The organism is Streptomyces sp. NPDC002994, from assembly GCF_040611155.1.
Taxonomy (GTDB): Bacteria; Actinomycetota; Actinomycetes; order Streptomycetales; family Streptomycetaceae; genus Streptomyces.
In genome coordinates this window covers 259,582-273,678 of the sequence record NZ_JBEXNQ010000005.1, presented here as the reverse complement: position 1 = coordinate 273,678, position 14,097 = coordinate 259,582, and the positions used below count along the sequence as shown (strand labels likewise).

The window sequence follows — 14,097 nt, the reverse complement described above, 5'->3', positions numbered from 1 at the left end:
GGCCTGACCGGGGGTGGCCCTTGTGGCGCTTGCGGGGGCTACCCCCACCTGCGGTGTCATGCCTGCCGCATGGGCAGGGGCGATCCGTTCAACAACCCTTGTCGCATGAGGACTTACTCCCACAGGGCCACCAGGACACTCCTCCTCGCACTCTCCGCCGCAGCCGTCGCGTCCACACTGAGCGCTGTGCCGGCCGCCAACGCCGCCGTCACCGGATTGCCCGCTCTCGCGTGGCAGCCCTGCGCCCGGACCGGCGGTCCCGGTACTCCGGCGCCCTGAAGATGCGCCAGGCACTCGGCGACCGCGCCCGCCTCGTCACGGTCGGGCACGGCGGCCACGGCGTCTACCTGGGCAACGGCAACGCCTGCGGCGACCGGGAGGTCACCACCTTCCTCACGACAGGCGGGCGCCCGGGGCGCGACACCTACTGCGCGGACTGAACGCCCCTGAAGGCTCCCTACTCGCCGACGCGGACCATCGCGAGCGTGATGTTGTCCGGGCCTCCGGCCTCGATGGCCGCCTTCCACAGCTCGAAGGCGGCCCTGCCGCCGTCGTGCTCCCGCAGCACGCTGTCGATCTCCTCGTCCGGGCACGGGTCGGTCAGCCCGTCGGTGCACACCAGGTAGCGATCGCCCGTGGACAGGGGGTGGGTCGCCACATGGGGTGTGACGGCGCTGAACGAGGGGCTGCCGCCGAGCGTCTGGGTGACGGCTGACGTGGTGCGATGTCCGGGCGCCGGCAGCGGGCTGTCGTCCACGCTCACCTGGCGCAGTCCGTCCTGGCCGGCGGCGAAGACCTTGCTGTCGCCGACGTTGAACGACATCAGTGAATCCGCCATGACGACGGTGCCCGCGACCGTGGTTCCCATGGTGATCAGTTCCGGATCGCCGTCAGCTGCCGAGTAGACCGCCTGATTGCAGATGTCCAGAGCGTCACGGACAGACTGTTCGTCGTCCAAGGAAGGGCCGAGCGAGGCGAGTTGGCGTACGACCAGTGAACTGGCCACCTCCCCGGCCGGCTGCCCGCCCAGCCCGTCCGCCACGGCCACGACCAGCGGTGTGCCGAGGGGGAACACCAGCGTCTGGGGATTCTCGGTCACGGTGTCGCACAGGGTCCACGGTCCGACGACGAGGCTGTCCTCGTTGTGATCGCGGATCAGTCCGGCATGGCTCAAGGCAGTCACAGTTATGTACGGCACCGCGATGTCCCGCCTCTCCGTAACGGAAGGCCTGTCCTCACTTCCATTGTCACGCCGACGCGCCCCTCAGAGCGCCCTGAGGGGGCGCGCGGGGGTGTGTAAGGGGGCGCGCGGAGCTGGTGGCGTGCTTCCGTCCACCCGCGCGCCAGTCACGGAAAGTGACATCGTTCGGCCATTCTCCTACCGAGAGTAATCGTGCCTGGCTGTTCCGCCGGGCAGAGGTCACAAGGAAAGGCAGCCGATGTCGGTCGAGACGAGCGCGCCCACCATGGCGAACGCGGTGGAAGAGCAGCAGAAGCAGCAGAGCCTGAGTACGGCGGCCGCGAGGAACCTCGCGACGACGACCAAGTCCGAGCCCCAGATGCAGGGCATCAGCTCGCGCTGGCTGTCCCGGATGCTGCCGTGGGTGAATGTAGCGGGCGCCACCTACCGGGTGAACCGCCGGCTCTCGTACGCGGTCGGTGACGGGCGCGTCACCTTCATCAAGACCGGCTCGAAGGTCCAGGTCATCCCGGCCGAGCTGGGCGAGCTGCCGCTGCTCCAGGGTTTCCAGGACGACGACGCGCTGGGGGCGCTGGCGGAGAAGTTCGTACAGAAGGAGTACGAGCCCGGCCAGCTCATCGTGCAGGAGGGCCGCAAGGCCGATCACGTGTACCTGATCGCGCACGGCAAGGTCCAGAAGGTCGGCCAGGGACCGTACGGCAACGAGTCGGTCCTGGGCCTGCTGGCCGACGGTGACACCTTCGGCGGCAAGGTGCTGTCCGGGAAGCCCCTCAAGTGGGAGTTCACGGTCCGCGCGACGACCGCGACCACGGTGCTGGCGCTGCCGCTCACGGCGTACAAGGGGGTGGCCGACCGGTACGAGAAGCTGAAGATGCACGTGCAGGAGGTCAGCTCCAACGGGCACCAGCCGATGAACCGGCACGGTGAGGCCGACATCGCGCTGGGGTCCGGGCACGTCGGCGAGGCGATGCTGCCGGGCGCCTTCGCGGACTACGAACTGAAGCCGCGCGAGTACGAGCTGAGCGTGGCGCAGACCGTGCTGCGGGTCCACAGCCGCGTCGCCGACCTCTACAACGAGCCGATGAACCAGACCGAGCAGCAGCTGCGGCTGACCATCGAGGCGCTGCGTGAGCGCCAGGAGTACGAACTCGTCAACAACAAAGAGTTCGGGCTGCTGAACAACGCCGACTACGACCAGCGGATCTCGACCCACTCGGGCCCGCCCACCCCGGACGACCTCGACGAGCTGCTGAGCATGCGGCGCGGCACCAAGTACATGTTCGCCCACCCGCGCGCGATCGCCGCCTTCGGCCGGGAGTGCAACAAGCGCGGCATCTACTTCACCCCGGTGGAGGTGAACGGCCACCACCTGCCCGCCTGGCGGGGTGTGCCGCTGCTGCCGTGCGGCAAGATCCCGATCAGCAGCTCGAACTGCTCCTCGATCATCGCCATGCGTACGGGCGAGAGCGACCAGGGTGTGATCGGCCTGACCCAGACCGGCATTCCGGACGAGTACGAGCCGGGGCTGAACGTGCGGTTCATGGGCATCGACGACAAGGCGATCATCTCGTACCTGGTCAGCACCTACTACTCCGCCGCGGTGCTCGTACCGGACGCGCTGGGCATCCTCGAAAACGTCGAGGTTTCCCGTACGAACGGGAGCTGACGGCGGTGTCGTTGATCTCCCGGGCCGCCGCACCCGCGGCCGGCCACGAAATGGCGGGGCTGGTGGCGGCCCTGCTGTCGGACCCGAGACGCCCCGGGAGGAGGGACGTCCTCGCGCCGCCGAAGCTTTCCACCACCCCCATGCTCAGCCCCATGGGGTTGAGTCCGGCACGCGGCCCCGCTCCGGCGACGGGGCCGGGATCGGCGTCCGCGTCGACGTCCGTGGCGGCGTCCGTGGCGGCGTCGGCGTCGGCGTCGGCTTCGGCTGTACGGCGCCTGCTCGCCGGCCCCGCGGGTCTGGGCACGTCGGCGGTGCGCTTCCCGGCGCCCGCCGCCGGCCCGGCTCCCGTCTCCGGGCCCGCCTCCGCCCCCGTCCCCGCCTCTTCCCCTCACGCGGGGGAGAAACCGGGGCAGGGCCGTGCGGCGGCTCCGGCGCGGCCCGCGCTCTACTGTCCGCCCGCCGTCCGCGACGATCCCGCCCTCGGCGAGGTGGTCAACGAGCGGCTGGTCGCGTGGGCCGAGGAGGTCGGGATCTACCCCGGTCAGCTCGACAAGGTCCGCTCGGCCAACTTCGGGCGCCTCATGATGCTCGGCCATCCCGAGACGGACGATCCGGACCGGCTGCTGGCGGCCGCCAAGTGCGGACTGTCCGAGTGGGCCGTCGACGACCACATCGTCGACGGTGAGGTCGAGGAGGCCCGCCATGACCTGATCGGCCAGCGCCTGGCCATCTGCCATTCGGTGATCGACCAGGCCCAGCTCCCGTTGCGCTACGCACCGCAGCTGGAGCAGGTCGTGCAGCAGGACCCGGTCGCGAAGGCACTGCGCTCCGCCCTGGACAACCTCCTCCAGTACGCCTCGACGACCCAGGTACGCCGGCTCCGTCACGAGCTGGCCATCATGTTCGTCGCGTACAACCAGGAGGCGAACTGGCACACGACCGGCCAGACCCCGCCGGTCTGGGAGTACCTGATGCACCGGCACGAGAACAGCTTCATCCCGTGCATGGTGCTGGTCGACGCCATCGCGGGCTACGAGGTCCCGATGGCCGAGTTCTCGGATCCCCGGGTGCGGCGGGCGTTCAACCTGGCCGGCACGGCGACCGTACTCATGAACGACCTGTACTCGATGGGCAAGGAAGATCCCACGGACTTCAGCCTGCCCATGCTGATCGCCGCCGAGGAGCAGTGCTCGCTGCAGGAAGCGGTCGATCTGAGCGTCGAGATCCACGACGAGCTGATGCACACCTTCGAGGCCGAGGCCGCCGCTCTCTCCCTCGTCGGCTCGCCCGAGCTGCGCCGCTTCCTCGCCGGAACGTGGGCCTGGGTCGGCGGCAACCGCGAATGGCACGCGGGCAGCGCGCGCTACGCGTAAGGCGACCGACCGCATCCCCCTCTCTGCTCCCCCCCGTAACTCTTCCCCCTCTCAGTACGCAAGGAGAACCCCACATGCCCACCACCCAGACGGAGATGGCAGCCGCTGACCGTGTGCTGCGCACCGAGTACCAGAAGTCCGTCGCGCGGTACTGGAACGCCGAGAAAGACCCCGTCAACATCCGTCTCGGCGAGGTCGACGGCCTCTACCACCACCACTACGGCATCGGCGACTACGACCCCTCCGTCCTGGAAGGCCCCGAGGCCACGAGGGACCAGCGCATCATCGAGGAGCTGCACCGCCTGGAGACCGCACAGGCGGAAGTCCTCCTCGACCATCTGGGCGACATCGGCCCCGGGGACCGCCTGCTGGACGCGGGTTCCGGCCGGGGCGGCACCAGCTTCATGGCCAACCAGCGCTTCGGCTGTCAGGTCGACGGCGTGAGCATCTCCGAGCAGCAGGTCAGCTTCGCCAACTCCCAGGCGGAGGAGCGGGGCGTGTCCGACCGGGTGAAGTTCCACTTCCGGAACATGCTCGACACCGGCCTGGAAACCGGCTCGCGCCGCGGCATCTGGACCAACGAGACGACCATGTACGTCGACCTGTCCGAGCTCTTCGGCGAGTTCTCGCGCCTCCTGGAGTACGGCGGCCGGTACGTCTGCATCACCGGGTGCTACAACGACGTCACCGGCGGCAGGTCCAAGGCCGTCAGCCGCATCGACGAGCACTACACCTGCAACATCCACCCGCGCAGCGAGTACTTCCGGGCGATGGCCGCCAACAGCCTGGTCCCGATCAACGTCGTCGACCTCACCGCCCAGACCATCCCGTACTGGGAGCTGCGCGAGAAGTGCTCGGTGGCCACGGGCATCGAGGACCCGTTCCTGACGGCGTACAAGGAAGGCAGCTTCCACTACCTGCTGATCGCCGCAGACCGCGTCTGAGAACCGCGGCGACACCACAAAAGCCCCGGGCCGCTTCGGCTCGGGGCTTTTGTGTGCCGGGAAGCACTGCCGTGCTCACGGGGGCGCGGGCGTGCGGCTCACCGTCCGGCCCAGCGCGGCCGCCGCCCGCGCGAACAGCGCGGCGTCCACGACGGCCGCGCCGCCCGCGTCGTTGTTGAAGTACGCGAACACATCGGCCTCGTCCGGCCAGGCGTCCGCGATGCGCCGGGCCCAGGACGCCAGCGCCTGACGGCCGTAGCGCGGCGGCGGCTCGGCGCTGCCGCCGTGGAACCGTACGTACCCCCAGGACGCCGTACGCCACAGTGGCGTCACCGGGCGCGAACCCCGGTCCGCCCAGCACAGCGCGCTCCCGTGCCGTTCCAGCACCGCCCTCAGCTCCCGCTCCGCCTCCCACCACGAGGCGTGGCGGAGCTCGACGGCCACCTGTACCGAGCGGGGAAAGCAGCTCAGGCAGGCGTCCAGAGCCCCGGTGTCCTGCCGGAAGTTGGGCGGCAGTTGCAGCAGTACGGGCCCCATGCGGTCGCCGAGGCCCTCGGTACGGTCCATCAGCCGGCTCACCGGTTCCCCGGGCTCGCGCAGCCGCTTCAGGTGGGTCAGGTAGCGGCTGGCCTTGACCGCCATGACGAAGCCGTCCGGTGTCCGCTCCCGCCAGGAGGCGAAGATCTCCCTGCTGGGCAGCCGGTAGAAGGCGTTGTTGTTCTCGACCGTGGCGAAGTGGCGGGCGTACTCCTCCAGCCAGAGCCGCTGCGGCTGCTCGGGCGGATAGAAGACGCCGCGCCAGTCCTTGTACTGCCACCCGGAGGTTCCGACGAGCATGGGCATGGTCCGATCCATGCCCATGCCTTCACGGGCGCTACTGCACGGGCGCCAGAATCACCCAGTCCGCGTCGGGGGCCGACTGCGTCCCGTCGGCGTACACGGCGGTCACCCGGTAGAAGTGGGTGGTGCCGGTCGGGGCCGCGGCGTCCGTGTACGACTGCCCGGTGACGGGCTCGGCGGTCAGCTTCTCGTACGCCTCGGTGGCCGGGTTCCAGCGGTGGACCAGGTAGCCGGTCGCGTCGCCGTCGCCGTCCCAGGTGAGCTCCACCGAGCCGGGGGCTTCTCCCGGGTACGCGGTGAGCGAGACCGGGGAACCGTCGGGGGTCTCGACGGACGGCGTCATGTCCTTCTCGGTGACGACCACGACATTGGCGTTACGGGTCCACTTGAAGCTGGAGTTGCCGGAGGTGTCCACGGCGTCGATGAAGAAGCACTTCTCCTCGCCGTCGGGAAGCCGCTCGTGGGTGTAGGCCGTGTCACCCGGACCGAAGTACTCGATCGCGGAGGCCCAGCAGACCTGCTCCTCGTCGTCACCGAGCAGCTCGCCACTGTAGACCTCGTACCGCTTCAGGTCCGGCTCGGTGTTGCTGTCCCAGTCCAGGACGATGCCGTACTCCGTCGCCTCGGCGGTCAGCCCGGTGACCGCGGCGGGCGGCGTCTCGTCCGCTTCGAGCGTGGTGACGGTCACCGTCGGGGAGGGGAGGGATTTGACCAGGCGGTCGTCGTGCCCCTTGATCACGTAGTGGTACTTGGCGCCGCTGCCCGCCGAGGAGTCGGTGCAGGTGTACTGGATCCGGCCGTCGGTGAGCCCCTTCGAGGTGGTGTCGCACCGCACCGGCTCGGCGGAGGTGTCCACGGGGAGCGTCGACGAACGGTAGACGTGGAAGCCGAAGTAGTCGCCGTCCGTGTCCGGGTTGATCTTCCACTGCACGACGGCCTTGCTGATCCCCGGCGTCGCGGTGACGTCGTGCGGCGCCGCGACGGGGCGGCGGGCCTCGGCGGCGGGGTTGTACTCGGCGGTGTACGCCGAAACCCGGCCGGCGCCGTCCACGGCCGCCACCCGGTACATCCACGTCTCGGAGCGCGCGACCGTGGTGTCGGTGAAGCTCGTGGCCGTGGTCGTACGGACCAGGTCGTCGCCGGAAAGGTTGTCGCGCAGCACGTTGTAGCGGACCGCCCCGGGGACGGGCTTCCAGGTCAGCGCGATGCCGGCGTCCACGCCCCGCGCCGCGAGATCGGCCGGGGTGGTGACGGCGATGGTGGTCACCGGCTGGTCGGCGCTGCCGGCGGAGGCGTTTCCGGCCTTGTCGTAGGCGCGGACCTCGTAGTAGTACGTACGCCCGGCCTCCGGCGGGAGGCCCGCGTAGGTGGTCGCGGTGGTCGTCTTGACGTGGGTGTAGGTGCTGGTGCCCGCGAGGCGGCGGTAGACGCGGTAGCCGGCGAGGTCCATCTCCTTGTTCGCCGGCCACGACACCTTCGCCTGGGCGGTGGCGTTGTCGAGAACCGCCTTCACGCCGGTCGGCACGAGCGGCTTGACCTTGTCGACGGTGGCCGAAGTCCTGGGCGTATAGGCGAACTTGACGTTCGCCGGGCCGGTCCAGTTGACGAAGTCGACGCGCAGCGTGTGCTTGCCGGAGGGGATGGTGAGGTTGACCGTTTTGGTCTGGGTGGTGGAGACGTTCTTCCAGACATCGATCTTGCGTACGCCGTCGACGTACACGCGTATGCCGTCACGGGTGGCGGCGGTGAGAGCGAACGGACCGCCGGAACCGAAGTCCCTGGTCAGCGACCAGCGGACGCCGAAGTTGTCGCTCGGTACGCCGGTGGCGGGGGAACCGGTGCCCCAGTCCTGGTCGATCGCCGAATCGCAGTCGGTCTTTTTCGGCGTACCGGAGAACGTCGTATTGGCGAAGAACTGCCGCGTGAAGGAGGGGGACGTACAGCTGACGGCGGCGGACGCGGCCGTGGCGGACACGGTGGTGAGCAGACCGCCGGTTGTCGCGGAGACAACGAACAGCGCGGCGGCGGCACGAAGCCGCCTGCGAGGGGTGGGGGTCACGGGTGAACAGCCCTTTCAAGCCCGGAGAACGCAGATGTCGCGGTGCGGGGGGAGGGGGAAGCGCGACGTGAGCGGGCGGGTTCAGGTGGGGCTGATCTTCCGCCGAGGGCGGAGTCTATGCGACGTGATCAGGGGCGGCGTACGGGGCCTCCAAGCGAGTGAACGCCCGGCACGTCGCGTTCGGCGTGCACGCCGAAAAGCGTACTGGCGGGTTATCTGTTGCAAGCCCACCGGCCGTGGCGGGCACTGCGTCACGGCGCTGCCGGAAGTCAGCGGAGGAGAACCCGGATGTCGTCTTCACCCCTTGCCAAGCGGTCAGTCGAAACGATGCTGTCTCTGCTTCTCGTCCTGCTGAGCGTTCTGGGCCTGGCCGGCCAGAGCACGGCGAGCGCCACGACGAGTGCCGCGACGCACTCGGTCTCGGCGCAGTCGGCTCCGCTGCGGTCGGTTCCGGCACAGACCGACTGGGAGAGCATCGCCGCCTGCGAGAGCAGCGGCCGCTGGAACATCAACACCGGCAACGGTTACTACGGTGGACTGCAGTTCGACCGCTCCACCTGGCGTGCGTACGGCGGCCATCATTACGCCCCACGCGCCGACCTGGCCTCGCGCTCCGAGCAGATCACCGTCGCCGCGCGAGTCGCCCAGGACCGTGGCCTGTCGGCGTGGCCCAACTGCGGTCGCCGCAGTAGTCACACTGCCACCGGCTCTGGAAACGCGGCAGCCGGCGCCCCCGCCGCCACCGCCCAGCCGCAGCGTCAGGTTCAGCCTCAGGCCCAGCCTCAGGCACAGCCCCAGACACAACCCCAGCGTCAGGCCCAGCCTCAGGCAGCGGTTCCCGCGCCGCCCCGGATTTCCCACGAGGCCATCACCGCGCAGACCTACGTCGTACAACCGGGTGACTGCCTCTCCGTCATCGCGGACCGCGCCGATGTCCGAGGCGGCACACAGGCGCTGTACGAACTGAACAGGCACAAGCTCGACGAGGGCCCCGACCGCATCTACCCCGGCCAGCGTCTGCGACTGCACGCATGAGGCGCGGATCGTGTTCAGGAGTGGGAGCGGGAGTGGGTATGGCCCGGCGCCGGTCGGTCAAGCACAGGTCCTGCGACGGAAACCGTCAGGCCGCCGCCCGGATTCGGTTTCGTCATCCAGCCGACGCCCGTGACCACCGGCTGCTACACGCTGGACAGCGAGAGCTCGCCGCCGCGGTAGAAGCCTTCCCGCTCCTCGACGACGTACGGAGCCATGGCATCTCGGCGCCGCTTCTCCGCGTCGGAGGCACGCCAGGAGTCACACGCTTGCCTGGAGTCCCAGAACGACACGCCGGTGACCTCTTGCCCGTCCTCGGACCAGTAGGCGAAGGCGCGGAGCATGCCGTGCGGATGCGACCCCGGCCGCCAGGCCCGCTCGAAGTCCTCCAGGGCACCCGGCTTGATGCGGCGCGTCGTCACCCAGACGAAGTGCTCGTCCATCGTGGCCTCCTCCCGAGCGCCGGTCGGATTGAAGGCGCTCTCTCGGACCACGTTAGGTCCCTGGCGCCGCGGCCGCCTCCGCGCGCGCTATTGGCGGTCGGCGCCCAGCAGGAGGAGGGTGTGCGGCCACAGGTCGTCCAGGAGGGACGGGTCGTTCTTGAGCTTGGCGAAGAGGACCAGGCCTTCGAGCTGGGCGACGACGGCGCGTGCCGTGGTGGTGGTGGCCCGGGTCCGGGGGATGCTGCCCTCGGCTGCCGCGTCCTGGAGTGTGGCGGTGACGAGCGCGGTCTGCTCGTCGAAGATCTCGTCGAGCCGGGCCCGTACGTCGGGTTCCTGCGTGCTGAGTTCGATGGCGAGGTTGGCCAGCAGGCATCCCTCGACCGCTCCGGCAGTCTCTTTCCTGCGCCGCTGGGTCGATGTCATGGCGTACAGGAGGCGCTGGAGGCGAGTCAACGCCGGGTCGCAGCCGGCCAGTTCGGCGGTCCAGTCGGCGCGCTGACCGTGCCAGTACGCATTGATCACTTCCACGGTGAGGGCCTGCTTCGACGCGAAGAAGTGGTAGAAGCTGCCCTTCTTCACGTCGGCACTGGTGCAGATCTCGGCGATGCCCAGGCTGCTGTAGCCGCGCCGTTGCATCAGCTCGCAGGTGGCGTCGAGGAGCCGTTCGCGTGCGGTGCTCGTGCGTCCCATGGGGGCGAGTATACGTTCGGTCAACTATTCGGCACCCGCCCCTATGGCCTTTTAGTTGACCGGTCGTCTAGTGTCGTTCTCGCAGCGACGGGGAAACGCTCCGTCGACGACACTGGAGGACCTCCATGTCCGTGGTGCCCATCCCCGCAGTACCGATCTCTGTCGTCATCGCCCATCACAGCGGTTACGGGCACACGGCTCGCCAGGCCGCCGCCGTCGCCGCGGGCGTCGACTCGGTGCCCGGGGTCCGTGCCGATACACGGGACGTCACCACGCTGGACGCCGGGCTCTGGGCGGCACTGGACTCCGCCGAGGCCGTCATATTCGGCTCGCCGACCTACATGGGCAGTACGTCGGCCGTCTTCCAGCAGTTCGCGGAGGCCAGCGCGCCGGTCTGGGCCGAGCGGGGCTGGCAGGGAAAGCTGGCGGCCGGGTTCACCAACTCGGCGGGTGTGAACGGCAACAAGGACAACGCGCTGCTGTCGATGGCTGTGCTGGCCGCGCAGCACGGCATGAACTGGATACCCCTGGGGCTGCTTCCCGGCTGGATCTACACCTCGTCCGGCGGACCGGAGGACCTGAACCGGATGGGCGGGTTCGTCGGCGCCATGGCGCAGTCGTCCTCCGACCTCAGCGCCGAGCAGGCGCCCAGCGAATCGGATCTGCGTACGGCACACCACCTGGGGCAGCGAGTCGCGCGTACAGCGCTGCAGTTCGCTCTCGGCCGTGAGGCCGCCGCCCGCCTGGCGGTGACGGCATGAGCGCCGCTGCGGGACGGCTCGGCGAGCTGCTGGGCATCGACCATCCCGTCGTACAGGGGCCGTTCGGCGGTGGGCTGTCCTCCGTCGCGCTGGCCGTGGCGGTGTCCGAAGGCGGCGGGCTCGGTTCGTACGGCGCTCACATCCTCTCCCCGGAGGCGATCACGGACCTGGTCGCGGAGCTGAAGGCCGGTACGCAACGGCCTTTCGCCGTGAACCTCTGGGTGCCGCTCGACGGCGAGGAGGACCTGCGGCCGGACGACGCCGAGCTGGCGCGGCATGCCGAACGCCTGCTTCCGTACTACGCGGAACTCGGCCTGTCGGTGCCGTCCGCCGAGGAAGTCGACGGCGCCCGGCTGGACTTCGGCGCTCAGGTGGACGCCCTGCTGGCGGCCGGGCCGCCCGTCATCAGCTTTGTGATGGGCATCCCGCCCCGGCGGGTGATCGACGAGGCGCGGCGCCGTGGCACAGCCGTGATCGGCACGGCGACCACCGTGGACGAGGCAGTCGCCTTGGAGCGAGCGGGCGTTGACGCCGTCGTGGCCTCGGGCAGTGACGCCGGCGGTCACCGGGGTGCGTTCTTGAGACCCGTACGGGAGTCCCTGGTCGGTACGTTCTCCCTGATCCCGCAGGTGGCCGACGCGGTGTCGGTGCCCGTCGTCGCGGCGGGTGGAATCGCCGACGGCCGCGGCATCGCCGCCGCGCTGGCACTGGGCGCCGACGCCGTGCAGATCGGCACCGGATTCCTGGCGACCCGCGAATCCGGGGCAAGTGCCGTACACCGGCGGGCGCTGAGCGGGCCCGACGCGCGGACGACGGTGCTGACCCGGCTCTTCTCGGGCCGCACCGCGCGCGGAATCCCGAACCGCTTTGTGCGTGACATGGCGGCGTACGAGGACGAGGTGCCCCCGTACCCCGTACAGAACGCGCTGATGCAGCCGATCCGCCGGGCGGCGGGCGGTCAGGGGCGGGCGGAGTACGTCAATCTGTGGTCAGGCCAGGCGGCGGCGCTCGCGCGAGGGTCCGTCGGTGCGGGGGAGTACCTGGCGTCCCTGGTGGAGGGGGCCCGAGAACACCGGGCGGGATGACGCGGGACGCCGCCGCCGGCCTGAAGGGTCAGAGGCGGCGTACCCGCGAGGCGATCCCGTGTCCGAGCAGAAGGTAAATCACGGCGGGCAGACCGTAATTGAGAAAAACTCTCAGACCTTCGGTCTCCATGGTGAAGATGTCCTGGGACCAGCCGGCCAGCCAGTCCGCCATTCCGTGCACAAAGCCGACGAAGACATTTCCCTCGTTGGCGCCGAGCAGGTACAGCAGGATCCAAAGCCCCAGAAAGGCTGCGGCGACGTCCGCGATCGTGTGGATGACCAAGGCTGCCCGATTTGCTCCGACGCCTTCCCGGTTAGGGGCGTAGGGGGTGTGGGGGGTGTAGGTGTCGTTTACGGGCATGGGTTCATGGGAATTGCTCATGCTCTCCCTGCTTGCCTGATCCACGTATGCGAAACCGCTTCCAAACCTGCGATCGCATATCGATTTTGGTGTCCTTCAAGCGTCATTCGTCATGCGCCATCCGTCATCCGTCATCCTCGGCAATCGCCCAGCCAGGACGGCTGAATGAAGCCTGCCTGGCTGAGCCATTGGCGAGTGCTGGTCGCTGACGCTGCCGCTGAGGCTGATGTCCCTTTGCGGGCTGCGACGTATCACCACGGATGGCCAAGGCCGATGTGCTCGGCGTGGACGGCGTGGACGGCGGAGCAAACTGCCATGGCCGTGCGTCGGTTGAGCCCAGGGACGGGGAGAGGTGGGACACCTCCTGGTGAGACAGGCCGAGCAGTCGGCAGGCGTCGCCCTGGCTTACGCGCAAGTCCTCGACCAGCGTGCGAGCGGCATCGGCGAGCGCCCGCTGTTCGGCAGCGTCGGCCGCGGCACGGTGCCTCTTTGCCTCCAGAACGCACTGCAGAAGCGATGCGAATTCCGGAACCACCAAATCCACAGTGATCGTTTCCGGTGGAATGCCAATTGCTTGCGCGATGGCGTCGCGCGCCATGTCCTCGGCCTCATCCAGAGTGCGGCACTGCGTATGGATGTCAAGGTCCGGAACATCGACGGCCCACCACCGGCCAATTCTGTGTAGCCGGGCTACGTAGGCATTGCTCACGGGTACTCGGCCTCCTTATGTCGCGGCGGTGTCAGCGGATGCACACACCGATGAGGCACACCTGCGTCGGCGAGGTCGGCTCGGCTGTCGTCGTACCCGGCAGAAGGCCCACAACCGTGCCTACGACGCCGGGGCGTTCGGCGGGAGCGGGCGGCGGCGTCTCTGGGGCGGGGGCGGGGGCTTCGACCGAGGGCGCGGGAGCTGAGGGCGGGGTGCCGGTGGTGTCAGCGCCCGTACGCTCGGCCGGCCGGGGTGCCGGTACCGCCGTGGTGTGCGGTGTCGCGTTCGAGGTCGCGGGCGGCTGGTTCGTGGCGGCGGTTTCCGGCTGCCGGTTCGTCGTCGCGGTGGATGGCGTGGCGACGGTGGTGTTCTGCGGGCGTTCGGCTGTTCCGGGCGGGCGGGTGCTGGGCTTCTTCGCCACCGGGGTGTCCGGCTGCTCCACGGAAGAGCCGGCGGTGGCTGCCTGGGGCGTGGGCGACGCGGTCACCGGCTCCGGCGGCGGGCCCGCGTTCGTCTGGCTGGTGGTCGGCCTGGCGCTCGGCAGCGCGGCCATGGTCAGGCCGCCGCTGACCAGCGCAAACGCTGTCGCGGCCACGGCCCGGCGCCGGTGCTTCTTCCAGCGGGCCAGCTGCCGGCGCCGAGCCGCCCGGCCCTCGCCGGTGGCGGCGGCGCCGGTGGCGGCGGCGTCTTCGGCGCCGCTGGAGGAATCAGTGCCCGATGCGTCGGCCGTCGCATCGGCAACTTCCCCCGTCGGCCATACGTCCCGCGTCGTCGCGGTAGCGGCGCCCGCGCCGTGTTGTCGGCGGGCGGGCGGGGCGATGTCCGGAGCGTATGCGCCGCACCCTGGACACACGAACACCCCGTTGAGGTCTCGGCGGCACGACGAGCAGTAGTCCATTGCGATCTTTCTGTGCTGGCTGCGCCGCCAGGGAC

At 69.6% G+C, this 14,097-nt stretch carries 14 protein-coding genes and 1 pseudogene; 7 read left to right on the top strand and 8 right to left on the bottom strand.

The window, feature by feature from the left end; genetic code table 11:
• Positions 1-257 precede the first annotated feature (257 nt).
• Positions 258-440, top strand: a pseudogene (locus tag ABZX79_RS08590) (alpha/beta hydrolase); the annotation flags it as partial.
• Positions 441-457: 17 nt separating this feature from the next.
• Here ABZX79_RS08590 and ABZX79_RS08585 read toward each other — a convergent pair.
• On the bottom strand, positions 458-1,198 hold the full coding sequence (locus ABZX79_RS08585; protein WP_355253538.1) for a protein phosphatase 2C domain-containing protein: 741 nt from the start codon (positions 1,196-1,198) through the stop codon (positions 458-460).
• Positions 1,199-1,439: 241 nt separating this feature from the next.
• Here ABZX79_RS08585 and ABZX79_RS08580 point away from each other — a divergent pair, with 241 nt between their 5' ends.
• The 3 genes from ABZX79_RS08580 (at position 1,440) to ABZX79_RS08570 (ending at position 5,184) form a co-directional block, all read left to right on the top strand.
• Entirely contained in the window at positions 1,440-2,867 is a 1,428-nt protein-coding gene (locus tag ABZX79_RS08580) for a family 2B encapsulin nanocompartment shell protein (protein WP_355253536.1), read from the top strand.
• A gap of 5 nt (positions 2,868-2,872) precedes the next feature.
• Complete coding sequence (locus tag ABZX79_RS08575) at positions 2,873-4,240, top strand: family 2 encapsulin nanocompartment cargo protein terpene cyclase (RefSeq protein WP_355253534.1); 1,368 nt, start codon at positions 2,873-2,875, stop codon at positions 4,238-4,240.
• 74 nt (positions 4,241-4,314) lie between these two features.
• On the top strand, positions 4,315-5,184 hold the full coding sequence (locus ABZX79_RS08570) for a geranyl diphosphate 2-C-methyltransferase (protein WP_355253532.1): 870 nt from the start codon (positions 4,315-4,317) through the stop codon (positions 5,182-5,184).
• A 75-nt stretch (positions 5,185-5,259) separates the two neighbouring features.
• Here ABZX79_RS08570 and ABZX79_RS08565 read toward each other — a convergent pair whose 3' ends face one another.
• Positions 5,260-6,027 carry a DUF72 domain-containing protein gene (locus tag ABZX79_RS08565; RefSeq protein WP_355253530.1) on the bottom strand — a complete coding sequence of 256 codons (768 nt, stop codon included), beginning with the start codon at positions 6,025-6,027 and terminating at the stop codon, positions 5,260-5,262.
• 31 nt (positions 6,028-6,058) lie between these two features.
• Positions 6,059-8,083 (bottom strand): PA14 domain-containing protein, encoded by a 2,025-nt coding sequence (locus tag ABZX79_RS08560; protein ID WP_355253528.1) that lies wholly within the window; start codon positions 8,081-8,083, stop codon positions 6,059-6,061.
• Positions 8,084-8,371: 288 nt separating this feature from the next.
• Here ABZX79_RS08560 and ABZX79_RS08555 point away from each other — a divergent pair, with 288 nt between their 5' ends.
• The gene (locus ABZX79_RS08555) at positions 8,372-9,118 is read left to right on the top strand and encodes a transglycosylase family protein (protein WP_355253526.1); all 747 of its coding nucleotides are present in this window, start codon (positions 8,372-8,374) and stop codon (positions 9,116-9,118) included.
• 143 nt (positions 9,119-9,261) lie between these two features.
• Here the strand turns inward: ABZX79_RS08555 and ABZX79_RS08550 are convergent, their stop codons facing one another.
• On the bottom strand, positions 9,262-9,558 hold the full coding sequence (locus ABZX79_RS08550) for an antibiotic biosynthesis monooxygenase (RefSeq protein WP_355253524.1): 297 nt from the start codon (positions 9,556-9,558) through the stop codon (positions 9,262-9,264).
• 87 nt (positions 9,559-9,645) lie between these two features.
• Positions 9,646-10,248, bottom strand: a complete 603-nt coding sequence (locus tag ABZX79_RS08545) for a TetR/AcrR family transcriptional regulator (protein ID WP_355253522.1) — start codon at positions 10,246-10,248, stop codon at positions 9,646-9,648.
• 125 nt (positions 10,249-10,373) lie between these two features.
• On the opposite strand from ABZX79_RS08545, the gene ABZX79_RS08540 reads away from it, so the two are divergent.
• Both ABZX79_RS08540 and ABZX79_RS08535 read left to right on the top strand, forming a co-directional pair.
• Positions 10,374-11,009, top strand: coding sequence for a flavodoxin family protein (locus ABZX79_RS08540; RefSeq protein ID WP_355253520.1), 636 nt, complete (start codon positions 10,374-10,376; stop codon positions 11,007-11,009).
• Positions 11,006-12,094, top strand: coding sequence for a nitronate monooxygenase (locus ABZX79_RS08535; protein ID WP_355253518.1), 1,089 nt, complete (start codon positions 11,006-11,008; stop codon positions 12,092-12,094). The genes ABZX79_RS08540 and ABZX79_RS08535 overlap by 4 nt, the downstream gene beginning before the upstream one ends.
• Before the next feature lie 28 nt (positions 12,095-12,122).
• Here ABZX79_RS08535 and ABZX79_RS08530 read toward each other — a convergent pair whose 3' ends face one another.
• The 3 genes from ABZX79_RS08530 to ABZX79_RS08520 all read right to left on the bottom strand — a co-directional run bounded on the left by ABZX79_RS08530 (position 12,123) and on the right by ABZX79_RS08520 (position 14,062).
• Complete coding sequence (locus ABZX79_RS08530; protein WP_355253725.1) at positions 12,123-12,455, bottom strand: hypothetical protein; 333 nt, start codon at positions 12,453-12,455, stop codon at positions 12,123-12,125.
• Between the two features lie 124 nt (positions 12,456-12,579).
• Positions 12,580-13,164: a hypothetical protein gene (locus ABZX79_RS08525; RefSeq protein WP_355253516.1), complete on the bottom strand. Its 585-nt coding sequence runs from the start codon at positions 13,162-13,164 to the stop codon at positions 12,580-12,582.
• 31 nt (positions 13,165-13,195) lie between these two features.
• Positions 13,196-14,062 (bottom strand): hypothetical protein, encoded by an 867-nt coding sequence (locus ABZX79_RS08520; protein ID WP_355253514.1) that lies wholly within the window; start codon positions 14,060-14,062, stop codon positions 13,196-13,198.
• Positions 14,063-14,097: the final 35 nt, after the last annotated feature.

Bases quoted from the DNA above. Each gene is read 5' to 3' on its own strand.
- ABZX79_RS08545 (WP_355253522.1), bottom strand. From the start codon at position 10,248: ATGGGACGCACGAGCACCGCACGCGAACGGCTCCTCGACGCCACCTGC.
- ABZX79_RS08535 (WP_355253518.1), top strand. From the start codon at position 11,006: ATGAGCGCCGCTGCGGGACGGCTCGGCGAGCTGCTGGGCATCGACCAT.
- ABZX79_RS08520 (WP_355253514.1), bottom strand. From the start codon at position 14,062: ATGGACTACTGCTCGTCGTGCCGCCGAGACCTCAACGGGGTGTTCGTG.
- ABZX79_RS08570 (WP_355253532.1), top strand. From the start codon at position 4,315: ATGCCCACCACCCAGACGGAGATGGCAGCCGCTGACCGTGTGCTGCGC.
- ABZX79_RS08530 (WP_355253725.1), bottom strand. From the start codon at position 12,455: ATGCCCGTAAACGACACCTACACCCCCCACACCCCCTACGCCCCTAAC.
- ABZX79_RS08540 (WP_355253520.1), top strand. From the start codon at position 10,374: ATGTCCGTGGTGCCCATCCCCGCAGTACCGATCTCTGTCGTCATCGCC.
- ABZX79_RS08550 (WP_355253524.1), bottom strand. From the start codon at position 9,558: ATGGACGAGCACTTCGTCTGGGTGACGACGCGCCGCATCAAGCCGGGT.
- ABZX79_RS08555 (WP_355253526.1), top strand. From the start codon at position 8,372: ATGTCGTCTTCACCCCTTGCCAAGCGGTCAGTCGAAACGATGCTGTCT.
- ABZX79_RS08565 (WP_355253530.1), bottom strand. From the start codon at position 6,027: ATGCCCATGCTCGTCGGAACCTCCGGGTGGCAGTACAAGGACTGGCGC.
- ABZX79_RS08580 (WP_355253536.1), top strand. From the start codon at position 1,440: ATGTCGGTCGAGACGAGCGCGCCCACCATGGCGAACGCGGTGGAAGAG.